18 protein-coding genes are annotated in these 22911 nt (G+C 68.4%); 8 read left to right on the forward strand and 10 right to left on the reverse strand.

The genetic code is table 11. The annotated features are described in order from the left end of the window. Nucleotides 1–89: 89 nt before the first annotated feature. The gene (locus tag C693_RS0114545; protein WP_026107437.1) at nucleotides 90–770 is read left to right on the forward strand and encodes a glutathione S-transferase family protein; all 681 of its coding nucleotides are present in this window, start codon (nucleotides 90–92) and stop codon (nucleotides 768–770) included. Here C693_RS0114545 and C693_RS21885 read toward each other — a convergent pair. The 7 genes from C693_RS21885 to C693_RS0114580 all read right to left on the reverse strand — a co-directional run bounded on the left by C693_RS21885 (nucleotide 745) and on the right by C693_RS0114580 (nucleotide 8942). After that, the gene (locus tag C693_RS21885; protein WP_157798637.1) at nucleotides 745–1434 is read right to left on the reverse strand and encodes a Pr6Pr family membrane protein; all 690 of its coding nucleotides are present in this window, start codon (nucleotides 1432–1434) and stop codon (nucleotides 745–747) included. The genes C693_RS0114545 and C693_RS21885 overlap by 26 nt on opposite strands. A 10-nt stretch (nucleotides 1435–1444) precedes the next feature. Beyond that, nucleotides 1445–1855, reverse strand: a complete 411-nt coding sequence (locus C693_RS0114555; protein ID WP_157798638.1) for a hypothetical protein — start codon at nucleotides 1853–1855, stop codon at nucleotides 1445–1447. 47 nt (nucleotides 1856–1902) lie between these two features. Next, nucleotides 1903–2670 carry a bifunctional demethylmenaquinone methyltransferase/2-methoxy-6-polyprenyl-1,4-benzoquinol methylase UbiE gene (gene ubiE, locus C693_RS0114560; protein ID WP_017463006.1) on the reverse strand — a complete coding sequence of 256 codons (768 nt, stop codon included), beginning with the start codon at nucleotides 2668–2670 and terminating at the stop codon, nucleotides 1903–1905. 53 nt (nucleotides 2671–2723) lie between these two features. Beyond that, nucleotides 2724–4088 (reverse strand): metal-dependent hydrolase family protein, encoded by a 1365-nt coding sequence (locus C693_RS0114565; protein ID WP_017463007.1) that lies wholly within the window; start codon nucleotides 4086–4088, stop codon nucleotides 2724–2726. Between the two features lie 62 nt (nucleotides 4089–4150). Beyond that, nucleotides 4151–6826 (reverse strand): glycerol-3-phosphate 1-O-acyltransferase PlsB, encoded by a 2676-nt coding sequence (gene plsB, locus C693_RS0114570; RefSeq protein WP_017463008.1) that lies wholly within the window; start codon nucleotides 6824–6826, stop codon nucleotides 4151–4153. Between the two features lie 10 nt (nucleotides 6827–6836). After that, nucleotides 6837–7781 carry a hypothetical protein gene (locus tag C693_RS0114575; RefSeq protein ID WP_017463009.1) on the reverse strand — a complete coding sequence of 315 codons (945 nt, stop codon included), beginning with the start codon at nucleotides 7779–7781 and terminating at the stop codon, nucleotides 6837–6839. 252 nt (nucleotides 7782–8033) lie between these two features. Then, a complete protein-coding gene (locus tag C693_RS0114580) occupies nucleotides 8034–8942 on the reverse strand; it encodes a 5'-nucleotidase, lipoprotein e(P4) family (protein WP_026107438.1) in 909 nt (302 codons plus the stop codon). A 133-nt stretch (nucleotides 8943–9075) separates the two neighbouring features. On the opposite strand from C693_RS0114580, the gene C693_RS0114585 reads away from it, so the two are divergent. Continuing rightward, nucleotides 9076–10110: an AI-2E family transporter gene (locus C693_RS0114585; RefSeq protein WP_241762681.1), complete on the forward strand. Its 1035-nt coding sequence runs from the start codon at nucleotides 9076–9078 to the stop codon at nucleotides 10108–10110. 810 nt (nucleotides 10111–10920) lie between these two features. Further along, nucleotides 10921–13857, forward strand: a complete 2937-nt coding sequence (locus C693_RS0114590) for a TonB-dependent receptor domain-containing protein (RefSeq protein ID WP_017463013.1) — start codon at nucleotides 10921–10923, stop codon at nucleotides 13855–13857. Between the two features lie 78 nt (nucleotides 13858–13935). Here the strand turns inward: C693_RS0114590 and C693_RS23780 are convergent, their stop codons facing one another. Continuing rightward, nucleotides 13936–14136, reverse strand: a complete 201-nt coding sequence (locus C693_RS23780; RefSeq protein ID WP_157798639.1) for a hypothetical protein — start codon at nucleotides 14134–14136, stop codon at nucleotides 13936–13938. On the opposite strand from C693_RS23780, the gene C693_RS0114595 reads away from it, so the two are divergent. Continuing rightward, nucleotides 14116–16095 (forward strand): alpha/beta hydrolase family protein, encoded by a 1980-nt coding sequence (locus C693_RS0114595; protein ID WP_100243727.1) that lies wholly within the window; start codon nucleotides 14116–14118, stop codon nucleotides 16093–16095. The two genes, C693_RS23780 and C693_RS0114595, sit on opposite strands and share 21 nt — an antisense overlap. Before the next feature lie 108 nt (nucleotides 16096–16203). Here C693_RS0114595 and C693_RS0114600 read toward each other — a convergent pair whose 3' ends face one another. Both C693_RS0114600 and C693_RS0114605 read right to left on the reverse strand, forming a co-directional pair. Next, nucleotides 16204–18183, reverse strand: coding sequence for a UvrD-helicase domain-containing protein (locus C693_RS0114600; RefSeq protein ID WP_017463015.1), 1980 nt, complete (start codon nucleotides 18181–18183; stop codon nucleotides 16204–16206). Nucleotides 18184–18248: 65 nt separating this feature from the next. Next, nucleotides 18249–18725, reverse strand: a complete 477-nt coding sequence (locus C693_RS0114605) for an Lrp/AsnC family transcriptional regulator (RefSeq protein ID WP_017463016.1) — start codon at nucleotides 18723–18725, stop codon at nucleotides 18249–18251. A gap of 97 nt (nucleotides 18726–18822) precedes the next feature. Here C693_RS0114605 and C693_RS0114610 point away from each other — a divergent pair, with 97 nt between their 5' ends. The 4 genes from C693_RS0114610 (at nucleotide 18823) to C693_RS0114625 (ending at nucleotide 22879) form a co-directional block, all read left to right on the forward strand. After that, the gene (locus C693_RS0114610) at nucleotides 18823–20022 is read left to right on the forward strand and encodes a trans-sulfuration enzyme family protein (protein WP_017463017.1); all 1200 of its coding nucleotides are present in this window, start codon (nucleotides 18823–18825) and stop codon (nucleotides 20020–20022) included. A 143-nt stretch (nucleotides 20023–20165) separates the two neighbouring features. Further along, nucleotides 20166–21368 carry a hypothetical protein gene (locus C693_RS21890; RefSeq protein ID WP_017463018.1) on the forward strand — a complete coding sequence of 401 codons (1203 nt, stop codon included), beginning with the start codon at nucleotides 20166–20168 and terminating at the stop codon, nucleotides 21366–21368. 55 nt (nucleotides 21369–21423) lie between these two features. Beyond that, complete coding sequence (locus C693_RS0114620) at nucleotides 21424–22050, forward strand: thymidine kinase (RefSeq protein WP_017463019.1); 627 nt, start codon at nucleotides 21424–21426, stop codon at nucleotides 22048–22050. Between the two features lie 61 nt (nucleotides 22051–22111). Continuing rightward, the gene (locus C693_RS0114625; RefSeq protein ID WP_017463020.1) at nucleotides 22112–22879 is read left to right on the forward strand and encodes a hypothetical protein; all 768 of its coding nucleotides are present in this window, start codon (nucleotides 22112–22114) and stop codon (nucleotides 22877–22879) included. Nucleotides 22880–22911 lie beyond the last annotated feature (32 nt).

Raw genomic sequence — 22911 nt, forward strand, 5'->3', positions numbered from 1 at the left:
CCGCACCCCGCCCCCGCCGATCCATGCGTCATACGGCCCGCGCGCCGCAGGAAATTCCGTTTTGTCCGTGACCGAAGAGGATGTTCCGCATGATCACCCTGCACATTGCCAACAAGAACTACTCGTCGTGGTCGCTGCGGCCATGGGTGCTGCTGCACGAGCTGGGCGTGCCATTCGAGGAGCGGATGCACCCGTTCGCGCCCGGTTCCAACTGGGAGGCCTTCCGCGCGTTTTCGCCGAACGGCCGCGTGCCCTGCCTGCGCGACGGCGACACCGTGGTGTGGGACTCGCTGGCCATCGTCGAGTACCTCGCCGAGCAGCATCCGGCCTGGCCGCAGGACACCGCCGCGCGTACCTGGGCGCGCTGCGCGACGGCGGAGATGCACTCGGGTTTCGGCGCGCTGCGCCAGCAGTGCTCAATGAGCTGCGGCCTGCGCATCCGCCTGCACGAGATCGGTCCGCAACTGGCCGCCGACGTGGCCCGCATCGACGAGCTGTGGCGTGAGGGACTGCGCCGCTTCGGCGGTCCGTTCCTGGCCGGCGACCGCTTCACCGCGGTGGATGCGTTCTATGCGCCGGTGGCGTTCCGCGTGCAGACCTACGGGCTGTCGCTCTCGCCCGAGGCGAGCGGCTGGGTCGAGCGCATGCTGGCGCTGCCGTCGATGCGCCGCTGGTACGACGAGGCGCTGGCCGAGACCTGGCGCGATACGCCGCACGACGTGGAGTCGGCCGAGGTCGGCACGATCACGGCGGACCTGCGCGCCCGCTGAGCACTGGCCGCAGGGGGCGCCGCGCGGCCAGCCAGGCCAGCGCGGCGCCGATCCCGAGGAACGCGAGGCCAACCAGCGCCGCGTTGCCCATCACCCGTACCCATCCCAGCGTTGCGACGTCGAGGAACGGGTAGGGATAGCGGCCGTCGAGCGCGGCGCGACCCAGCGCGTACGCGAGGTAGGCGACCGGGTAGGCCATCCACGCCAGCAGGCGCGAACGCGAGACCGCCTGGCCGCGTCCGGCGACCCACCAGGTCGCCAGGTACAGCAGCGGCATCGCCACGTGCAGCAGTTCGTCGGTGACCTCGGCCCAGCCGGTCGGGTGCCAGGTCTGGCGCAATACGAGGTTGTAGACCAGGCCGACGATCAGCAGGCTGGCGGCAATCGCGGTGACGTCCTCGTCGCGGGCGAACAGGCCGTCGCGGTGGCCGGCCGCCAGCCGCGCCAGCGAGAGCGCGCCGAGCGCGTTGGTGAGGATGGTGAAGTAGCCGAGGTAGATCCACAGCGCCCGCTCGGCGCCGAAGCCCTGCCGGTGCACCGTCGCCAGCGTCAGTGCGAACTGCAGGCCCAGCGCGAACACGCCGGCGAGCAGCGCCACCAGCGCCAGTCCGCGTGCGCGGCCACCCATCGGCGCGGAGCGTGGGTCGGGGGCGCGGGATGTCATCGGGGCACGATCACGAGGACAGGCGGTGCCGGTAGAACGCATGCACCAGCTCCTGAAACTCCTGCGCCGGATCACTGCCCAGCGCGATCAGGCAGGCGATGGCCTGCGCGAACAGCAGGCTGGCCGGCACCAGCAGCAGGTCCGGCACGACCCAGCGCGAGGAGGTGGAGGCGGCGATCACCAGCATGCCGCCATGGAAGGAGCGGTCGCGGGTGCTGCAGCGCCGCTCGACCACGGCCATCAGCACGATCAGCGCCGCGCTGGCCACCCAGGCGGCCAGCCACCAGCCGTGCGTGGGTGGACGGTGGAACGCCGCGTGCCACGCGGACACTCCGGCCAGGGGCGAGAGCCGGAACAGGCCAGCGGCGGCGAAGGTGAGTGGGCGGGTGAGGAAGAACATCCGGAGCGGTTCGAGCCACATCACCAGCATCCTCCTGTCGGCGGCGGCCCCCGGGCCGCATGGTTTGCCTAGAGTTTCCAGCCCTTGTGGATCGCCACGATACCGTTGGTGAGGTTGCGCACCTCGACCTTGCCGAAGCCGGCCCGCTCCATCATGCCCTTGAGCGTGGCCTGGTCCGGATGCTTGCGGATCGACTCGGCCAGGTACTGGTAGCTGTCCGCATCACCGGCGAACAGCTTGCCGAGCTTCGGCAGGATGTTGAACGAATGGAAATCGTAGAGCTTGCCGAACGCCTCGTTCTGCACCCGGGAGAACTCCAGCACCAGCGCCCGGCCGCCCGGCTTGAGCACGCGGCAGATGTCGGCCAGCGCCTTGTCCTTGTCGGTGACGTTGCGCAGGCCGAAGGCCATCGTCACCGCGTCGAAGGAGTTGTCCGGAAACGGCAGGCATTCGGCGTTGAGCTGCGCCCAGCGCAGGCCCTCGACCAGGCCGCGGTCGGTCAGCCGGTCGCGGCCCACCTGCAGCATCGATGCGTTGATGTCGCCGACGACGATCTCGCCGTCCTTGCCGACCACCGGCTTGAGCAGCGCGGCGATGTCGCCGGTGCCGCCGGCCAGGTCGAGCACGCGGTCGCCGCGGCGGATGCCGCTGATCGCCACGAAATGGCGCTTCCACAGCCGGTGGACGCCGAACGACATCAGGTCGTTCATCAGGTCGTAGCTGCGCGCGACCGAGGTGAAGACCTGGCCGACCAGCTTCTGCTTCTCGCCGACGGGCACGTCGCGGAAGCCGAAATGCGTGGTCGGCGCCGGGTCGGGTTTCGGGGACTCGTTCATCGCTGCAATCGTACAGGGATTGGACGGCCAATTCCGCTGCCGCGTCGCCGCACTCAGAGCACCGGCTTGCCGCCGTCCTTGTAGACCACGCCGTCCTTCATCACGAAGCCGACCTTCTGCATCACCGTGATGTCCTCCAGCGGGTTGCCCGGCACGGCCACCACGTCGCCGACGAAGCCGGGCGCCAGTTGGCCCAGCCGCTTCGCCTGGTGCAGCAGTTCGGCGTCATGGGTGGTGGCGGCCTGCAGCACGTACATCGGCGGCATGCCGGCGTCGACCATGTACTTGAACTCCTTGGCGTTCTGGCCGTGCGGGTAGACCGCCGCGTCGGTGCCGAAGGCGATCTTCACGCCGGCGCGGTAGGCCTTGCCGGCGGTGGCCTGGATGATCGGGCCGACCTGGCGGGCCTTGGCCGCCACCTGGTCCGGGTAGTAGCCATGGATGGCGGCCATCTGCTCGACGTACTTGCCGGCAATGATGGTGGGCACGTACCAGGTGCCGTGTTCCTTCATCAGCTTCATGTCCGCCTCGTTCATGAAGGTGCCGTGCTCGATCGAGTCCACCCCGCCGAGCACCGCCCGGCGGATCGCCTCGGCGCCGTGCGCGTGGGCGGCCACGGTGAAGCCGTAGTCGTGCGCGGCGGCCACCACCGCCTTGATCTCCTCCAGCGTCATCTGCGGGTTGTCGGCGCTGGCGCTTTCGTCGAGCACGCCGCCGGAGGGCATGATCTTGATCAGGTCGTCGCCGTCCTTGTAGTGCTGGCGCACGGCCTTCCAGGCGTCCTGCGGGCTGTTGATGATGCCGTCCTTCGGACCGGGATTGCCGGCCAGGTCGCTGCGGTAGCCATCGGTGGGATCGGCGTGGCCGCCGGTCGAGCCGATCGGCACGCCGGCGGTGAAGATGCGCGGCCCCGGCAGCACGCCTGCGTTGATCGCGTTGCGCAGGGCGACCGAGTCGTTCTGCTGGTCGCCGACGTTGCGCACGGTGGTGAAGCCGGCCATCAGCGTGCGCCTGGCGTAGACGGTCGAGCGCACCGCGTAGTCGGCGATGTTCCAGCGGAACTGGTCGGAGTAGCCGGTGGGGCTGGTCTCGTCGGTCAGGTGGGTGTGCGCGTCGATCAGGCCGGGCAGGCAGGTGGAGCTCGGGAGCACATGCGCCTCGAACGACTTGCCGGCGGCCTGCGCCTGGTCGCCCATCGCCTTCAGGTCGACCGCGCCGGGGCGCACCTCGCGGATCACGCCGTCCTCGACGATCACCGTGGTCTCGCCCAGCAGCTTGCCGGCGGCGGTGTCGATGGCATGCCCGCAGGTGACCACGGCGACACGGCCCTTGCCGGCCGGGGCGGCGGGAGCATCGGCGCGGGCCGCGGGCAGGGCCAGCGCGGCGGCAAGGGCGATCGCGACGGGACGAACGGTCATGGAGGCGCTCCGGCAGGGGGAAAGCGCCATGGTAGGCAGTGGCCGCCGCCGGCGGCCAGTGGCTATTGGTCGGACGTGCCCTCGCGGGCGTCGTCGGCCGCCGCGTCGGTGGCGACCGGCTCGACCGGCTCGTGCACGTGCTGGCGATGGGCCGTTTCCACGTGGCGGGCATGCAGGTCGGCCGGAGAGGCATCCGGCGGCGTGGCCGCGGCCGGCGGCAACGCGGCACCGGTCTCGGCGTCGTGCTCGGTCTTTTCCTCGCCGCCCGGGGTGATCTTGAGGATCGAGTGGCGCACTTCGCGGGCCAGGATCACCCGGGCATCGCGCACCATCTCCTCCAGCGCGCGGTCGTAGTCCAGCTTGCCGGCGTCGTCGGTCCACACGATCTTCCGCTCGCGCAGCTTCTGGATGAAGCCGCGGAACAGCGCCTTGTCGAAGAACTCCGGCGCGGCCTGCTCGCTGAGCAGGGACAGGCGCTGCGCGGTGAGGGTGCAGGCGTTCTCCAGTTCGGCCGCGGTCATCGTGTGCGGGCCGTTCTTGGCCAGCGCGGCCAGCGTGATGTAGTACCGCTCGAAGGCCTGGGTCAGGCTCCGGGCGATCACCTTGAGCTGGAACGCCGCATCCTCCTGGCCCGGACCGCGTTCGAGTACGCGGCCCTCGCCCGAGGCTTCGAGCAGGCCGCGACGCAGGAAGAAGTCGACCGTCGCCTGCATCTGCTGGCCGAACCCCTCGGTATCCCACGGCAGGAACAGCTCGCCCTGGATGAACGGGTAGATGATCTTGCCCAGCCGCAGCACCGAGCTGCGCGACATGCGGCGGTTGTTGAGGAAACAGCAGGCGACCCAGGCGGCGGTGGCGGTCAGGTGCAGCACGTTGTTGCGGAAGTACGAGAGCAGCACCGCCTGCTCGTCGTCGGCCACCAGCACGTCGCCGAGCGAGTGGCTGACGCGACGGGTCCAGCCCATCTGCTCGCCGTAGGCGATGATGCCGGCCGGGTCCATCGGGGTCAGCGTGACGCGGTCGGAGTAGGGCAGCTCCTCGATCAGCGCCTTGGTCAGCTCCAGCTGCGCCAGCAGGTCGGCCTCGGCCATCGCATGCTTGGGCGTGGCCAGCAGCGCCAGCGCCAGCAGGTTGATCGGGTTCACGTCCGCGGCGCGGTTGATGTTGACCTGGATCTGCTCGGCCAGCCGGTCGACCAGGCCGCCGAGCCATTCCGGCTTGGCGTCCGGGTCGCCGCCGGCGGCGCGCCACTGCGCGGAGGCCGCGTCGAGCATCGGGGTCAGCTCGATCGGCTCGCCGAAGTTCAGCGCCACGTGGCCGTAGCGCTGGCGCAGCACCTTCAGGCCCTTGATCAGGCCGACCAGCGATTCCTTCTCCTTCGGCTTGCCGGACAGCTCGCCCGCGTAGGACTTGCCCTCCATCAGCTTTTCGTAGCCGATGTACACCGGCTGGAACAGCACCGGGCGGCGCGGCGCGCGCAGGAAGGCGCGCACGGTCATCGCCAGCAGGCCGGCGCGGGGCGCCAGCAGGCGCCCGGTGCGCGAGCGACCGCCCTCGATGAAGTATTCGATCGGTACGCCACGGTCGATCAGCTGGGCCATGTATTCGTTGAAGATCACCGAGTACATCGCATTGCCCTTGAAGCTGCGGCGCAGGAAGAACGCGCCGCCGCGGCGCAGGATCGGGCCGATCACCGGCAGGTTGAGGTTCACGCCCGCGGCGATGTGCGGCACCACCACGCCGGAGGCATGCAGCTGGTAGGACAGCAGCAGATAGTCGGCGTGGCTGCGGTGGCTGGGCACGTACACCACTTCGTAGCCGGGCGCCGCGGCGCGGGCCTTGTCGAAGTGATGCATGGCGATGCCGTCGTACAGCTTGTTCCAGAAGTTGGACAGCACGAACGAGGCCGAGCGCACCACCGGATGCGAGTAGTCCGCGGCGATCTCCAGCACCAGCTTCTGCGCGCGGCGCCAGGCCTTGGCGTAGGAGATCTTTTCCTTGCTGGCGGTGGCGGTGATCGCGGCGCGCACCGGCTCGGCGTTGAGCACTGCGTCGACCACGGTGCGCCGGTGGGAGAGATCCGGACCAATCACTGCCGCGCGGATGCGGCGGAAGTGCACGCGCAGCACGCGGGCGATCTTGCGCGCGAAGCGCTCCGGCGGGATCTCGCCGGCGTCGGCCAGCGCCTCGCGCAGCGACACCGGATCGGAGAACTGCACCACGGTGTCGCGGCCATTCAGCAGCAACGCCAGCAGGCGGCGGAAGTGGCCGACCACCACCCAGTTCTCCGAGAACAGCACGCGGAACCAGCCGCTGTCGCGGCTCGGCGCGCGGCCGACGTAGATCGACACCGGCACGATCTGCACGTCGCGTTCGGGGTCGCCCTCCAGCGCGCGGGTGAGCTGGCCCAGCGCGTCCTTCGGCGAGCGCTGCCGGTTCTTGCCCAGCACCAGGCCGTCGCTGCGGCCCAGCGCCAGCACCGAGCGGCGCCGCCGGGTGCCGGGCAGCGGCTGCATCGGCGAGGGCAGGCCGGCCTCGCGGCAGGCGCGCTCCAGGATCAGCGCGTCGGAGATGCCGTCGCGCTCGATCACGTAGCACACGGGCACGCCTGCCTTGAGCAGGGTGGCGGGTTCGGCCGGATCGCGGCGCAGTTTCACCCACGGCTCCAGCAGGTGGCCGAGCAGGTTGAACCACCACGGCGCGCGGCTCTTGGGGGGCGTGTCCATCGAAGAGGTCATGGGCATCCGCCTATTGTACCGGGACAGCGCCGGAGGCTCCGGCCCGGGTCGCGACATCGGCCCGGTTCGGCGCGAACCGGGCCCAGCCTGCCCAGTCCGGTGGATCGATGGCTCCGGCCAGCAGGGGCAGCACCGTGGGATACCAGTGCCCGTCGACCCGTTGCATCTTCAGCACCGCCTGCTGCGGCTGGCCCTGCAGGCGGTAGTCGATGCGCACCCAGGCCAGGTCGCCGCGCTGCGACGCCAGGCTCACCTGCGCGGCATCGAGTACCTCATCGAGCGGCAGGCCGTAAAGAGCGAGCCCCTGCTTGGCGCCGGCCAGCAGGCGCGAGGCCTGCACCATGGCCGCGTCGAAATCGAGCGACCGGGCCTGCGCGAACGTCGTCAGATCCAGCGACCGCACGGTCGCCACGGCGATCGCGGCGGCCCGCCGGCTGCGCTCCAGGTCCAGCCATGGCGCCTGTTCCGCCCAGGCGACCCAGGGCGCCAGCAGCGGCTCCAGGCCCTGGGACTGCGCGGTATCGAGCGCGAGCGCACGGCTTGCCGTTTGCCGCACCATGCCGCCACCGATGGCGATGAGGACGGGCAACTGGTCGCTGTACTGCCGGTCGAGGCGCACGAGGGTGGGTCGCCAGCGCGCGACCAGGCGCGCGGCGGCCCCTGGTCCGTCGAACCCGTCCATGAAGCGGTGGAACGCGGCGCGCTCCGCGTCGGTGGCCGCCTGCTGCTGGCGCCGCTGCCAGCCCCGCGCGACCGCGGTGTAGGCCGCGGGCGGCAGGCCGTGCTTCCAGAAGGCCGCGAGGTCGTCCCGGCGCACGTCGGCGACCAGCGTGCGCACGGCGGCAGCGGCGCCCTCCGGGCCCGCCGTGTCGTCGTGCCGGTCGCAGCCGGCCAGAGACGCGAGCAGCACGCCGAGCGGCAGGAGCCAGCGGAGCAGGCGAGGCAGGCGGGTCATTGCGTGGCCGGAAGAGGCGGAAACGTCGAGGCTACGGATCGCCCGTTGCCCGGACAAGGCAGCCGGACGATGTGGCAAAAGAAAACCCCGCCGGCGTGAGCCTTGCGGGGTCAGTCCCGGCAGAGCCGGAAGGGAAATGGCCTTGCCTGTGTTATCTGCGGTCAGCAGCAGGTGTCGGCGAGGCCATGGTAACGGCTCGTCAAAGTTAAGGCAATGGATTTGTTTTGTGACGCAAGTATTTGATTTTGAGCACTACTTCACGCGAAGCGCGGCTTCCTTCTGGCGCCGGCGCTCCTCGCGGGACTGGGTCCAGTCGTTGTTGAACAGGGCCGGCTCCCAGCTGCCGTAGGTGGCGTTGGGCAGCACGAACCAGCGCGTGCCGATCCACTTCAGGTACGGCGCCACCGCCTGCTGGCGGCCCGCGGCGTTGTTGGCGATCACGTCGGCGAAGTCGCCGATCTGGTCGCCCACCTGCATCAGCACGCGGTACTTGCGGCTGATCAGCTGGCGGCGGCAACCCTTCTCGGTGCCGATCTGCTCGCAGCCCTCGACGAACGTGCCCAGGCCGAGGAACGCGTCGGGCCCCGAGACCGGAAAGCCGACCTTGCGCAGGTTGGCCAGGGTGACCGTGTCCAGGTCCTTGGCGCGGTTGGAGATGAAGATCACCGCGATGCCGTGTTTCGCCGCGAACCGGGTGAACTCGACGGCGCCGGGCAGGGCGCGCGCGGCCTCCTCCTTGCACCAGTTGGCCCAGTCGGCCTCGTTGTACTCGGTGCCGCTCCTGATCAGGCGGGCCTGGTAGGGCGAGTTGTCCAGCGCGGTCTCGTCCACGTCCAGCACCACCGCCGGCTTCAGCTTGCCGCTCACCGGCACGGCGCGATCGTCCCGGGTCAGGGCATCCCAGCTCCGATCCTTCAGCGCCTTGAGCAGCTGCATCTGCGCGTCGCGGTAGGTCTGCATGAAAATCAGGTCGTGTTCGACCGCGGTCTGCGACCACACCACGGCGTTGAGATTGTCGTCCGCGCCCGGGCCGGCGGGCGCCGGAGCGGGAGCCGGCGCAGCCATCGGGATGGGCGGCGGCGCGGCGGGGCGGGAGGGGGCAGTGCTGCAGCCGGCGACGAGGACGAGGGCGGCGATGAGGGCGGGAACGCGTGGGCGCATGGGCAACCTTGGCAATGACATCGGATCGACAAGCATCGGGCGAGTTTACGACAGCCACGTGTCCGGCCGCCCCGTGCTGGCGGTCCTGCGGTGCCGCTGACAGACTGCACTCCCCCGATGCGGAAGGATGCCGATGACGCCGTCCCCCACCCCCCCGATGCCGCGGCCGCCCGGCCGGATCGAACTGGCCAGCTACCTGCTCGCCGCCCTGGCGCTGTTCCTGATGCTGCGCCTGCACCTGCTGCCGGCGCTGCTGGCCGGTCTGCTGGTGTACGAACTGGTGTACTCGACCAGCCCGCTGCTCGGCCGCCGGATCTCCGGCGATCGCGCGCGGATGGTGGTAGTGGCCGTGCTCGGCGTGGTGATCGTCGGCCTGCTGCTGCTGCTGGTGCTGGGCATCGTGAGCCTGCTGCGCAGCGAGATCGGCAACCCGATGCAGCTGTGGCAGGACCAGCTGATGCCGCTGGTGGAGAAGGCCCGCCAGCAGCTGCCGCCGGCGCTGACCACCTGGCTGCCGGACAGCGTCGACGAGCTGCGCGTGATGGCGGTGGAGCTGACCCGCAAGCACGCGGTGAGCCTGCAGCTGGCCGGCAAGGAAACCGCGCGGGTGATCCTGCACATCATCCTGGGGTTGGCGCTGGGCGCGCTGGTGGCGCTGGGGCGCACCCGTCCGGCGCACCTGTCCGCGCCGCTGTCGCTGGCGCTCTCGGCGCGCTGCCAGAAGCTGGCCGAGGCGTTCCACAACATCGTGTTCGCGCAGATCAAGATCTCGCTGATCAACACGGTATTCACCGGCATCTTCCTGCTCGGCGCGCTGCCGCTGTTCGGCATCCACGTGCCGTTCGCCAAGACCCTGGTGGTGATCACCTTCGTGGTCGGCCTGCTGCCGGTGATCGGCAACCTGATCTCCAACACCGCGGTGACCATCGCCGGCCTGTCGATCTCGCTGGGCGTGGGCGTGGCTGCGCTGGCCTTCCTGGTGCTGATCCACAAGCTCGAGTACTTCCTCAACGCACGCATCGTCGGCACGCAGATCCGCTCGCGCGCGTGGGAACTGCTTGTCGCGATGCTGGTGATGGAGGCGGCGTTCGGCCTGTCCGGGCTGGTCGCCGCGCCGATCTACTACGCCTACCTCAAGCGCGAGCTGGAAGTGCGCGACCTGATCTGAGTGCGGATCGTGATTCGTTCGGGACGCCATCAAGGACCTGGACGTTTACGCGAGGGCGGCTCGCCCCACTGGTGGGAGTGCGGTTGACCGAGGAGTCCGAGCCTTCCGGCGTCAATCCGGGAGAGCTATCAGGCCATGCGGCCCATCCGCACGCGGCCTACCGTCTCGCCTTGCCGGAGCGGGTGCCCGAATTGATGGGCGACGATCTTCGTGAATCGTGGCGGTGTCATCGATTTCGCGCAGCAAGTTCCGGCGCATCCACGTCTTAACCGTCTCGGTGCAGGACGGGCACCGGCCACCGCCTCCCCACCCTCGCGGAGCTTGCCCGCTGGACTGCTTCGATCAGCGGAGGCTGTCACCTGCCCCGGAACCATGCGTTGCCATGCCTTCCCATGCCCACTCGCCGCTTGCGACGTCGGCAAAATCGAATGCATCGCCCGGCCGCGTGGCCAGAGCACTGCGCGTTCCCGGGGTCAGTATCCGGGTGCAATGAGCCGTTGGGTGGCTCGGCTTTCGCGGTCGCACTGAAAACCGAAGCATGCGGAGGAATGAAGTTCCGTCTCTTCCCGGGTAATCGACCGGATCGATAACGCACGGCTCACCCCGACACGCCTCGATCGCGTCGCGCGGGACATTCGGCGGGTGGCACCGCTGGCCTGCGCGGGCTAGTGGATTTCGGATCAATGGTTTGTGCAGTGCGTCACCGAACAAAAGTCGAAGTTGCGCTTCGCACGAAGCTGCGGCTACTCTGCCAAACGTCAATTTAACGGATTGACTACAGTCATCAGAATGACCCAGGGGAGAAACACAATGATCAAGCTCGTTCGTCGGGGGTTTCCGCGTTTGCCGCTAGCCGTCGCGATTGTCGCTGCCCTCCAGCTCACGCCGGCGTTTGCGCAGGACCAGGCGGCCTCTGCCGACCAACAGCAGGCCAGCTCGACCGACAAGACCAAGGAGCAGCAACCGCAGCAGCTTCAGACCGTCACCGTCACTGGCAGTCTGTTGAGCCGGCCTGAGTACCAGGACATGGTTCCGATCCAGAAGGTCAATATCGAGGCCGACCGTGCCGCCGGCTCGTTCGGCACGGTGAACCTGCTGCAGTCCACTGCCGTGGCACTGGGCTCGACTCAGATCAACAACCAGTTCAGCGGTTTTGTGGTGGGCGGTGGTACCGGCATCCAGACGATCGACCTGCGTGGACTGGGTGCGAACCGCACGCTGGTTCTGCTCGATGGTCAGCGCCCCGGTCCTGCCGGCACGCAGGGTCAGACCGGTTCCGGTTTCGATCTGAACGTGGTGCCCGAGGTCATTCTGGGCGGCGCGGAAATCGTGAAGGACGGCTCGTCCTCGCTCTACGGCTCCGACGCCATCTCCGGCGTGGTGAACCTGGTTACCAAGAAGCGGATTGATCACACGGAGCTCGAGGCTTTCTGGGGTTCGCCGCAGCACGGTGGTGCCGATCAGGTCACCACGTCGATCGCCACGGGCTTCAACTTCGACAAGGGCAACGTGGTCCTTGCGGCGCAGGTGCAGGAACAGCTGCCGCTGGCACTCAAGGACCGCGACTTCCTGAAGTGCAGCCAGGATCGCATCCGCGGCACCGACGGCAAGATCATCGATCGCCAGGATCACTCGATCCTTCAGGGCACGCCGTACGCCGGCTGCAACAACATGCTGCAGAACGAGGTCATCTCGTACTACTCGGGAACCCGGTACGTACCCTCCGGCGACGGCAGCACCACGGGTCCGCTGCCGGGCTTCCGGCCGGCGCAGCGTGGCACCTACGCCAACGGCGGTCAGGCGTTCTACGAGGAAGTGCTCAATTCGCCGTTCCAGGACCAGGCCTGGGCGATCAACAAGAACCGCAACAGCAGCGGTTACGCGAGCACCCACTTCATCTTCGGCGACCTGACCTGGGACAACCAGTTGCTGGTCAATCGCCGCGTCACCACCACCCGGCGCTGGCGGCAGTTCTTCCCGGTCGTCGAGCACGACGTCCCGGTGGGCTCGCCCGACGATGCCAGTTCGCTCTTCGGCCTGCCCGACCAGGGCATCGGCCTGTTCCAGCCGGTCATGCCTTATCCGTCCAACACGAAGGAAGTTGTGGATTACTTCTACGTCAGGAGCGGACTTGAGGGCGGCTTCGGCGACAGCAGCTGGGACTGGAACGTCAACGGCACCTTCTCCCGCAGCGGCGGTACCTACAGCCGCCTCGGCATCGACGCGCGCAAGAGCGGTGACCTGACCCTGGCTGCCAACGAGCAGCCCGGATTCAGCACGCCGGTTGATTATTTCAATCCGGACATCCTGAGCGGCAAGAACATGGGTGCCCTCATCGCCGCGGTCGGCCTGCCCACGCAGGGCAAGACCATCTACAAGCAGACGACGTTCAATGCCACGGCGAAGGGCGATCTGTTCAGCCTGCCGGCGGGCGAGGTGTCTGCTGCCACCGGCGTCGAGTTCCGTCGCTACTCCATCGACGACACGCCCGATGCCAACAATGCAGCGGGCTACGAGTGGGGTTACTCGTCGGCGCAGCGCACCAAGGGTACCGACAAGGTCAAGGAGGTTTTTGCCGAGCTGGGCGTGCCGCTGCTGAGCGGCATCCCGGGCATCGAGTCGCTGACCGCCGACGTGTCGGGTCGCGTGTTCAAGTACGACAGCGTGGGCTCGTGGGACAAGGTGTGGAAGGCCGGCCTCAGCTGGCAGATCACCCCGACCTTCCGCGCCCGCGGCACGCTGGGCACGTCCTATCGTGCGCCGCAGCTGTACGAGCTGTACCTGGGCAACCAGTCGGGATTCGAGAGTCAGCTGTCGATCGATCCGTGCATCCGCTGGCAGGACAGCACCAACGACTTCGTCCGCGCCCACTGCGCTGCGGCCGGTATCCCGGCGGACTACTCGGCCTCGGGCAACTCGTCGGCGCAGGTGTTCACGGGTGGCGGCAAGGGCTTCCTGAAGCCGGAAACCTCCCGCGCCAAGTCCGCCGGCCTGGTGTGGACGCCGACGTTCGCCAATCTCAGCCTGGCGGTCGACTATTTCGACTACCAGATCAAGGGCGAGATCGGTACGCTCGGCGCCTCCGATATCGTCACGGGTTGCTACGCGGCCCCGGTGTATCCGAACAACCTCTGCAACCTGTTCGAGCGTAATCCGGGTACCGGTGGCGAGGCGTTCAAGATCACCAACATCTACGCCACCTACATCAACATCAACAGCCAGCGCCAGCGCGGCTACGACTTCCAGGCCGACTTCGCCCAGGACTTCTCGTTCGGAACCATCCGCGCGGGCGCCCAGGTAGTGAAGACGCTGTCCGACGTGACGCAGTATTTCAGCACGGCGGAGGCGAGCGGCGTCGCGAATTCGGACCGCATTGGCTACATCGGCAGCCCGCAGTGGACCGCGCTGCTGAACGCCAGCTACAAGCGGGGTGACTGGACGGTGTCGTGGCAGGGTCAGTACGTCAGCGCCACGCGCAACAAGGACATCTCCCCTACCTTCACGTATCAGGGCTACGCGAACGCCACTCGCGACATCAAGGCCGATGCGCAGTTCCTGCATGACCTGTCGGTGACCTACGACCGCGACAAGTGGACCGCCACGTTCGGCATCCGCAACCTGTTCGATACGAAGCCGGACCTGATCTCCTCCGGTGCGGGCACCCGGGTTGGCAATACGCCGATCTACGCTTCCCAGTACGACTGGTTCGGCCGCACGTTCTTCGGCCGCGTCAATTATCGGTTCTGAGGAAACGTAGTCGGATGACCTGAAGGGAGGCGACGTTGGTCGCCTCCCTTTCTTGTCATCGCGTGCATGCCAGCTGATTCACGTGATACGGATCGCCGGGGTGTCGAAATCATCGTGCCGTTTTCGCTTGCGGTAGGGGGAGGGCGAGCCCGGGACGTTGATGGAGTAGGCCGTCATCTCGGCTTCTACTGCATGGAGTAGAAAGATATGCGACAGCTTTTCACACGGCCCTTGTTCGGCGGCCTTTCGATCTTGCTCATGGGCATCGGCATCGCCCACGCAGCACAACCCATCGCCATCGAGGATCTCGCCCGTGAACCGGCGCTGCAGTCGATGAGCATGAGTCCGGACGGCAAACATCTGGTCGGCCTGATCCCATCGCCCAGCAACAAGGACGAGACGGCGCTGGCGACCTGGGACCTCGATGCGCTGTCCGCCAGCCCCAAGGTGGTGACGCCCTCGGGCGAGCACATGAAGTTCATCGCCGCCTACGCCCTCAAGGCGGACCGGATTCTCGCCATCGCCCGCCAGGAGTGGACGGGCCAGCTGGGTGGTTGCGGCGAGGGCAAGATGGTCGGCGCGACCAAGACCTTCATCACCAAGACCTATCTGACGGACGCCGGCCAGAAGAAATTCGAGGAAGCGTTTGCGCAGAAGACGCGCCGGATGGGCGTAAGCAGCAACACCGAGATCTGCCTCGAGCTGGCCGGTACGGCCGCGTTGGTCGACATGCTTCCGCTGGACCCGGACAAGGTCATCATCCGCCGCCTGAGCGGCGTCAGCTTCATGACCAACTATTACCTCTACAACCTCAAGACCGGCGATACCGAGCTGCTATTCACTGGCAGCACTCGTACCACTCCCGCCCTGTTCGATTCGCGCACGGGCAAGGTGCTGGTGAAATCGGAGATCGAGCCGGTCGGTGGCGACTATGAGCAGCGGTTCCTGATCCTCAACCCGAGGACCGGCATGTTCGAGGTGCAGGATCCGCTGACCACCAAGCTCTCGAATCGCTACGAGGTCAGCGTAGCTGGGGTGGACGACGCCACGGGCAAGTACTACGTACTGACCAACCAGTTCTCCGACAAGATCCAGGCACGGCTCTACGACGCGGTCACGCACAAGTTCGACGCCGAGCCCGCCGTGGCCGACAAGGATTACTCCATCACCGACCTGATCTTCAGCAGGCGGCCGCAGAACTTCAATCAGGTCGTCGGCTTCGTGATCGGCGGTCCGCGACCGCAGACGGTCTATGTCGATCCGGTGCTCAAGGGGATCGCCGCAGGCCTGGCCCAGGCTTTTCCCGACCAGCAGGTCGCCATCTCCTCTTACACCAACGATTTCTCCAAGGTTCTGTTCACCACGGAGAACGCGGGCACGCCCGTGGCGTATCACCTGCTTCTGAACAAGAGCAAGCTGGTGACACTCGGCAGCACCCGCCCCTGGATCAAGCCCGGCATGACGGGCAAGGAGAGCTGGGTCAGCTACAAGGCGCGCGACGGCTTGGACATCCCGGCCATCCTCGACCTTCCAGCGGGTTGGAAGAAGGGTGACGCGCCCGCCCCGGCGATCGTGCTGCCCCATGGTGGCCCCTGGGCCCGCGATTACACCGGCTGGGACGAGAGCGGCTGGGTGCCCCTGCTCACATCACGCGGATATGCGGTCTTGCGGCCCCAGTACCGGGGGTCGCAGGGGCTCGGTCGCAAGCTCTGGCTCGCCGGCGACGCCCAGTGGGGCCTGAAGATGTCCGATGACCTAGACGACGGCGCTGCCTGGCTGGTTTCGCAGGGCATCACCACGAAGGGCGACATCGCCATCTTCGGATACTCCTACGGCGGATTCGCAGCCGTGGCGGCCACCGTGCGTTCCCCGTCGCCGTTCAAGTGCGCGATCGCGGGAGCGCCGGTTGCCGATCTGGGCCGGCTCAATACCTCGTGGAGCGACAATCGCCTGCAGCGCATCCTGCAAGGCACCACCGTCAAGGGCATGGATCCGATGGCCAATGCCGACAAGGCGCATCTCCCGATCCTGTTGTTCGACGGCGATCGTGATGTGCGCACGCCGCCGGCGATCCACGCGCATCGGTTCTACGAGGCGGTCAAGGACAAGGTCCCGGCCAAGTTCCACTGGATCGCCGACATGCCCCACAGCATGCCCTGGTATCCCCGTCAGCAGCGCGAAACGCTCACGCTGATCCAGAACTTCCTCAAGGACGATTGCGGGCTGGGCAGCCACTGATGACCCCGTGCGCGATGGGGCGGCCGAATTGGCTGCCCCATCGCGCGCATCGTGTGGGGTACCGGTGGCGCGGTGAGGTCGATCCCGCCTCCGCAGCCAATGCCGGCCTCAGCCGGCGAGCATCGCGGCGATCTTCGCCATGTGCGATTCGGCGGTCTCCCGCACCGCTTCCTTGTCGGCTTCCGGATCCTTGCCCTGCCAGTGCAGGTCGTCCTGGGGCAGCTCATGCAGGAAGCGGCTGGGCTGGTTGGCGTTGACCTCGCCGTAGCGCTTGGTCCTGGCCGACCACGACAGCGTGAGCACCTGCTTGGCGCGGGTGATGCCGACGTACATCAGGCGCCGCTCCTCATCGATGCGGCCCTCGTCGATGGCGCCCTCGTGCGGCAGCGTGCCTTCCTCGCAGCCGACGATGAAGACGAAGCGGAACTCCAGCCCCTTGGCCGCGTGCATGGTCATCATGCGCACGGCGTTGCCGGGGTCGTCGCGGTCGGCGTGGCTGAGCAGGGCCAGCTGCGAGGCGAGGTCGCCGGCGCTGTTGTTGCCCTTCTGCATGGCGCGGAACCAGTCGGTGAGTTCCTTCAGGTTGCCGAGCTTGCGGTCGCGCACGGTGGCGTCGGGGGTGCCCGCCATGATGTGGGTGGCGTAGCCGGTGCGTTTGAGCACGCGCTCGACCAGGTCGGCCGCGCTCTCGTGCAGCGAGGCGCTGCGCAGTTCGTCGAGCAGTTCGGAGAACGAGGCCAGCGCCGCGGCCGGTCGCGGGCTGAGCTGGCGCAGCACGCTGTCGCTGCGGATGGCTTCCAGCAGCGAGCAGTGTTTCGACTGTGCGATCTGACCCAGCTTCTCCAGCGTGGTGGAGCCGATCTCGCGCTTCGGTACGTTCACCACGCGCAGGAAGGCGGCGTCGTCGCTGGGGTTGGCCAGCAGGCGCAGGTAGCACAGCAGGTCCTTCACCTCGGCGCGGTCGAGGAAGGACAGCGCGCCGGTGAGGTGGTAGGGCACGCGCGCCAGACGCAGCGCCTTTTCCAGTGGACGGGCCTGGAAGTTGCCGCGGTAGAGGATCGCCATGTCCTCCCAGCGCGCCTTGTGCTTCTCGGCCAGGGTGACGGCGATCGCGGCGATCTTCTCCGCCTCGTGCTCGGCGTCCTTGCACTCCAGCACGCGGATCGGCGCGCCCTCCGGGTGCTCGCTCCAGAGTTTCTTCTCGTGCAGGTGCGGGTTGTTGGCGATCAGCTTGTTCGCCGCGCGGAGGATGCGCTTGCCGCAACGGTAGTTCTGCTCGAGCTTGATCACCTTCAGGTTCGGCCAGTCGCGGCCGAGCTGGTCGATGTTCTCCGGGTTGGCGCCGCGCCAGGCGTAGATCGACTGGTCGTCGTCGCCCACGCAGGTGATGTGGCCGCGCTCGCCGGTGAGTGCCTGGAGCAGGCGGTACTGCGCGTCGTTGGTGTCCTGGTACTCGTCCACCAGCAGGTAGCGCAGGCGCTCGCGCCAGGCGTCGCGGCACTCGGCGTCCGATTCCAGGATGCGCAGCGGCAGCCGGATCAGGTCGTCGAAATCCACCGCGTTGAACGCGGCCAGGCGCTGCTGGTAGAGGTCGTAGATGGTCGCCGCCTCCAGCTCCTTCGGGCTGCGCGCGGCGGCCAGCGCCTCTTCCGGCGACAGACCGGCGTTCTTGGCGCGGCCGAGCAGGTTGCGGATGCCCCACAGCACGTCCGGCTTGGCGCCCTTCGGCGCCAGCTCCTTGACGATGCCCTCGCTGTCGTCGGCATCCAGCACCGAGAAGCCGCGGCGCAGGCCGGCGCGCTCGTGCTCGATCTGCAGGAACTTCAGACCCAGCGCGTGGAAGGTACACACGGTGAGTGCGGCGGCATCCTCGCTGCTTACCAGCTTACCGACGCGCTCGCGCATCTCGCGGGCGGCCTTGTTGGTGAAGGTGATCGCCGCGATCTTGCCCGCGGCCAGCTTCCGGCGCTGGATCAGGTGGGCGATCTTCTGGGTGATCACCGAGGTCTTGCCGGAGCCGGCGCCGGCCAGCACGAGCAGTGGGCCGTCGCAGTACTCGACGGCGGCCAGTTGTTGGGGGTTGAGCATCGGATTCGGAACAGCGGACGCGCCGCGGCGCGGGCCGGGCGATGGTAGCAGAGCCCTGTGCCGGCTCAGGGCTCGTCCGCGTCACGGTAGACCGGCAGGTCCGGGTTGCGACGGAAGCTGAAGATCAGGCTGGTCTCGATGTGCGCCACCTCCGGCCGGGTGGTAAAGGCATCCAGCGCGAAGTCGCGCAGGTGGTCGCTGTCGCGCACCGCCACGTGCACCAGGTAATCGTTGGCGCCGGCCACGTGGTAGAAGCTCAGCACCTCGCGCAGAGTCAGCAGGTAGGCGTGGAAGGCATCCACGTCGCCGCGCGCGTGGCGGGCCAGCCGCACGCTGATCATCGCCTGCAGCCCGATGCCCACCGCGCGCGGATCGATCTCGGCATGGAAGCCCTGGATCGCACCGGCGGCGCGCAGCCGGCGCACCCGCTCCAGCGCGGTGGACGGCGCCACCCCGAGGCGCTCGGCCAGGGTCTTGTTGGGCAGCCGCGCGTTCTTCCGCAACTCGCGCAGGATGGCGAAGTCGGTTCGGTCCAGATGCATGGTTTGCGCCCATTTCCGAAGAATGTTCGGAAGTGTGCCGTGCCGTGCCGCCTCGGTTCTACCCTCGAGACCATTTCGCGAATCAGAGGGCAGGACCATGCGCCACGACCACGCCACCCATCCGGACACCCTGGCCGTCCACGCCGGCCGCGAGGATTTCGCCGAACTGGGCGTGCATGCGCCGCCGCTGGACCTGTCCACCACGTATCCGGTGCGCGACCTCGACGAGGGCACCGCCAGCTTCGACGCCCTGGTCGGCGGCGCGGCCAGCGCCGCCAATCCGATCTACGCGCGGCTGTTCAATCCCACGGTGGCCCGCTTCGAAGCCGCCCTGGCCCAGCTGGAAGGCACCAGCGACGCGGTGGCGTTCGGTTCCGGCATGGCAGCGATGTCGGCCTGCCTGCTCGCTGCCGGCCAGCGCGGCCGGCACGTGCTGGCGATGCGTCCGTTGTACGGCACCAGCCATCACCTGCTCGACTCCGGCCTGCTAGGTATACCGGTGCGCTGGGTGACGCCCGATACCCTCGCCGCGGCGATCGATGCCGACACTGCGATGGTGGTGATCGAGACGCCGGCCAACCCCACGCTGGACCTGATCGATATCGCCGCGGTCGTCCGCGCGGCCGGCTCGGTACCGGTGCTGGTCGATTCCACCTTCGCCACCCCGGTGCTGCAGCAGCCGGCGGAACTGGGGGCCCGTCTGGTACTGCACAGTGCGACCAAGTTCCTCGGCGGCCACGGCGACGTGATCGCCGGCGTGGTGGCCTGCGACGCGGAGTGGGCGCAGGCGCTGCGCCAGGTGCGCGCGGCGACCGGCGGTCTGTTGCATCCGCTCGGTGCCTACCTGCTGCATCGCGGCCTGCCCACGCTGGGTCTGCGCGTGCGCCAGGCGCAGGAGAACGCCCGGCACATCGCCGAGCGGCTGGCCGCGCACCCGGCGGTGGCGAAGGTCAGCTACCCCGGTCTGGGCACCGTTGCCAACGCGCACCTGGTCGGCACCCAGATGCGCGGGCCTGGCAGCCTGCTTGCTTTCGAGTTGCACGGCGGCCATGCGGCGGCCGCGGCAGTGATGGCCGCGGTGCGGCTGGCCACGCCGGCGGTGAGCCTGGGTTCGGTCGACACGCTGATCCAGCATCCGGCCGGACTGACCCATCGCGTGGTGGATGCGCAGACCCAGCAGCACTGCGGGATCACCCCGGGGCTGCTGCGTCTGTCGGTGGGCATCGAGCACGTCGACGACCTGTGGGCGGATCTCACCCAGGCGCTGGTTGCCGCGCGGCAGGCCGAGGCGGCCTGAAGTTGCCTGCGCGCTGATCCATGCGCGGCTGTCGTGGTCGTCCACGACAGCCGTTGGCCGGACAGGGGCCGGCCACGGGGCGGGCGATGTGGGCCATCACCGACCGGCCCGCTATGCTTTTGTGCTTTGCCCGCGGGCCCGGCATGACTCCCCAGCTCCTCGACGTCATTGCGTTGCTCGTACTTGCGCCGGCACTGGCCCTGCTGCTGGCGCCGGGCACGCGTCGCCGCGATGGCTGGCGTGCCACGGTCACGCCGCTGGCGTCGATCATCGGCTCGGGCTTCCTGGTGGTGGGGCCGATCCTGGCCGGGGTGGCCGGCCGGGGCGCGGCCATGGCGATGGCCGGCCTGTGCGCGCTGGCCTGGCTGTTCGGCAGCGCGGTGCGCTTCAACATCGCCCATGCCGAGCCGCTGCGCGGCACCACCCGCGCGCCACGGCTGCAGCAACTGGACCGGATCGCCGAGCTCGGCCTGGCGCTGGCCTATTTCATCTCGGTGGCCTACTACCTGAACCTGCTGGGCGCCTTCCTGCTCAAGGGCTTCGGCATGGTTTCGCCGGACCTCGCGCGGATGGTGACCACGGCGATCCTTGCCGGCGTGGGTGCGCTGGGCTGGTTCCGGGGTTTCCGCGGCGTGGAGCGGGTGGAGATCTACGCGGTGAGCTTCAAGCTGGCGGTGATCGCCGGCGTGCTGGCCGCGCTGGCCGCCGTGTGGCTGGCGGAGCCGGCGGTGCGCGCGGTGACGCTGCCGGCGAAGCACCCGGGCTGGCACGAGCTGCGCGTGCTGCTGGGCTGCGTGATCCTGGTGCAGGGGTTCGAGACCTCGCGTTTCCTCGGCCGCGATTACCCGGCCCCCTTGCGCATACGCAGCATGCGCTGGGCGCAGGGCCTGTCCACCGCGATCTACGTCGCCTTCATCGCCCTGCTGCTGCCGCACGTGCCGCCCGGCCACACCGGTGCCGCGGTGGAGGAGACCGAGATCATCGACATCCTCGGCCGGGTCGGTCCGCTGCTCGGCCCGCTGCTGGTGCTGGCTGCGGTCGCCTCGCAGCTCTCGGCGGCGGTGGCCGACATGGGCGGGGCCGGCGGCCTGCTGGCCGAGTTGTCCGAGCGGCTGCCGCCGCGGCGGGCCTACGTGGCGATCGTGGTGGTGGCGATCGCCCTGACCTGGATGGCCAACCTGTTCGGCATCATCGCGATCGCCAGCCGCGCCTTCGCCGTGTACTACGCGCTGCAGTGCGTGCTGGCGGTGGCACTGGCCGGCGGCAGGCCCTGGCTGCGGGCGGTGTACGCGCTGGGCGCGGTGCTGGCCGGGGTGGTGGTGGTGTTCGGGCTTCCGGCGGGCTGATCGCAGCCGGCGCGGTCGGCTACCATGCCGGATCGATTCCCCCGATTCCGCGTCCATGGCCAAGCTCTACTTCTATTACTCGGCAATGAATGCCGGCAAGACCACCACGCTGCTGCAGAGCGCGTACAACTACCACGAGCGCGGCATGCGCACGCTGATCCTCACGCCGTCGCTGGACGACCGCTTCGGCGAGGGCGTGGTCGCCTCGCGCATCGGCCTGAAGGCGAATGGCCGCCGCTTTGGCGCCGAGGCCAACCTGCTGGCGATGGTCGAGGCGGACATCGCCGAGCGCGGTCCGCTGCACTGCGTGTTCGTCGACGAGGCGCAGTTCCTGACCAAGGCGCAGGTGTGGCAGGTCAGCGACGTGGTCGACCGGCTCAACATCCCGGTGCTGGCCTACGGCCTGCGCACCGACTTCCGCGGCGAGCTGTTCGAGGGCAGCCGGCACCTGCTGGCCTGGGCGGACAACCTGGAAGAGATCAAGACCATCTGCCACACCGGCCGCAAGGCGACCATGGTGGTGCGCGTGGACGAAAGCGGCCGCGCGGTGACCGAAGGTCCGCAGGTGGAGATCGGCGGCAACGACCGCTACGTCTCGGTGAGCCGCGCCGAGTTCAAGAAGATCACCGAGGGCAGCGGCAGCATCGAGCTGCAGCAGAGCGTGCTTCCGCTGGGCGAGTAGGCCTTCGCGCGATGGCTACATCGCTGTTCCCACACTTGCACGTTTACCGAAAGGATTTCCGATGAGCCCGACGATGTCCCTGCCCGCCTGGGCCCGCCCGCACTGGCAGCCGAACGACGAGGAGATCCTGCTGCAGTTCTACGTGTTCGGCAGTTTCGAGGCGGTGCGCGTGCCGTCGCAGGACTACGGCAGCCCGGGCCTGCCCGAGGGCATCACCTCCACCAACCACCATCATCACGAGCTCCGTGCGTGGGAGGGTTACCCGCTCGGCGGCAGCATGGGCAAGCTGTTCAAGGAGGAGGCACCCGAGGCCTACCGAGCCGCAGTGGACGCACCGCAGGTGCTGGTGGTGCGCGGTCGCCTGCCCGACCAGCCGGACACCGGCTATCTGCGCGATGTGATGGGCGTGATCGCGGGCCTGCTCGACATCGGCGGTGTCGCCGTGCTCGATCCGCAGATCGTCTCGCTGTTCGATGCCGACGGCTGGCGTCGCCGCTACCTCGTGCCGGACGGCGCACCGATCCGCAGCCATCTGCTGATCCTGCGCGACGCCGAGTCCGAGCCCGGTCGCAGCTGGATCCACACCCGCGGCATGCGCAAGTTCGGTCGTCCCGATTTCAGCGTGCGCGACGTGCCGGACGCCCAGGTCAATCTCGCCGGCAGCCTGTGCGAACGCCTTGTGGAGCTGGAAGTGCTCGGCGGTCGTTTCCAGGACGGGCAGCAGGTCGAGATCCCGGGCCTGCCCGAGGACCTGGTCGCGCGCCTGGGCGGCGGGCCGGAGCATCCGGACTTCAACAACAGCTTCGTGGAATTCCGCTGGCCGGTCTGACGTTGCCTGTGCTTCCCGAGAGGTAGGAGCCC

The sequence above is a fragment of the Dyella ginsengisoli LA-4 genome, from assembly GCF_000334915.1.
GTDB classification, from domain to species: Bacteria; Pseudomonadota; Gammaproteobacteria; order Xanthomonadales; family Rhodanobacteraceae; genus Dyella_A; species Dyella_A ginsengisoli_A.

What these genes read in the sequence shown, in the direction of transcription:
- C693_RS0114545 (WP_026107437.1), top strand. Translation starts at nt 90, where the DNA reads ATGATCACCCTGCACATTGCCAACAAGAACTACTCGTCGTGGTCGCTG.
- C693_RS21885 (WP_157798637.1), bottom strand. Translation starts at nt 1,434, where the DNA reads ATGACATCCCGCGCCCCCGACCCACGCTCCGCGCCGATGGGTGGCCGC.
- C693_RS0114555 (WP_157798638.1), bottom strand. Translation starts at nt 1,855, where the DNA reads ATGTGGCTCGAACCGCTCCGGATGTTCTTCCTCACCCGCCCACTCACC.
- ubiE (WP_017463006.1), bottom strand. Translation starts at nt 2,670, where the DNA reads ATGAACGAGTCCCCGAAACCCGACCCGGCGCCGACCACGCATTTCGGC.
- C693_RS0114565 (WP_017463007.1), bottom strand. Translation starts at nt 4,088, where the DNA reads ATGACCGTTCGTCCCGTCGCGATCGCCCTTGCCGCCGCGCTGGCCCTG.
- plsB (WP_017463008.1), bottom strand. Translation starts at nt 6,826, where the DNA reads ATGACCTCTTCGATGGACACGCCCCCCAAGAGCCGCGCGCCGTGGTGG.
- C693_RS0114575 (WP_017463009.1), bottom strand. Translation starts at nt 7,781, where the DNA reads ATGACCCGCCTGCCTCGCCTGCTCCGCTGGCTCCTGCCGCTCGGCGTG.
- C693_RS0114580 (WP_026107438.1), bottom strand. Translation starts at nt 8,942, where the DNA reads ATGCGCCCACGCGTTCCCGCCCTCATCGCCGCCCTCGTCCTCGTCGCC.
- C693_RS0114585 (WP_241762681.1), top strand. Translation starts at nt 9,076, where the DNA reads ATGACGCCGTCCCCCACCCCCCCGATGCCGCGGCCGCCCGGCCGGATC.
- C693_RS0114590 (WP_017463013.1), top strand. Translation starts at nt 10,921, where the DNA reads ATGATCAAGCTCGTTCGTCGGGGGTTTCCGCGTTTGCCGCTAGCCGTC.
- C693_RS0114595 (WP_100243727.1), top strand. Translation starts at nt 14,116, where the DNA reads ATGGGCATCGGCATCGCCCACGCAGCACAACCCATCGCCATCGAGGAT.
- C693_RS0114600 (WP_017463015.1), bottom strand. Translation starts at nt 18,183, where the DNA reads ATGCTCAACCCCCAACAACTGGCCGCCGTCGAGTACTGCGACGGCCCA.
- C693_RS0114605 (WP_017463016.1), bottom strand. Translation starts at nt 18,725, where the DNA reads ATGCATCTGGACCGAACCGACTTCGCCATCCTGCGCGAGTTGCGGAAG.
- C693_RS0114610 (WP_017463017.1), top strand. Translation starts at nt 18,823, where the DNA reads ATGCGCCACGACCACGCCACCCATCCGGACACCCTGGCCGTCCACGCC.
- C693_RS21890 (WP_017463018.1), top strand. Translation starts at nt 20,166, where the DNA reads ATGACTCCCCAGCTCCTCGACGTCATTGCGTTGCTCGTACTTGCGCCG.
- C693_RS0114620 (WP_017463019.1), top strand. Translation starts at nt 21,424, where the DNA reads ATGGCCAAGCTCTACTTCTATTACTCGGCAATGAATGCCGGCAAGACC.
- C693_RS0114625 (WP_017463020.1), top strand. Translation starts at nt 22,112, where the DNA reads ATGAGCCCGACGATGTCCCTGCCCGCCTGGGCCCGCCCGCACTGGCAG.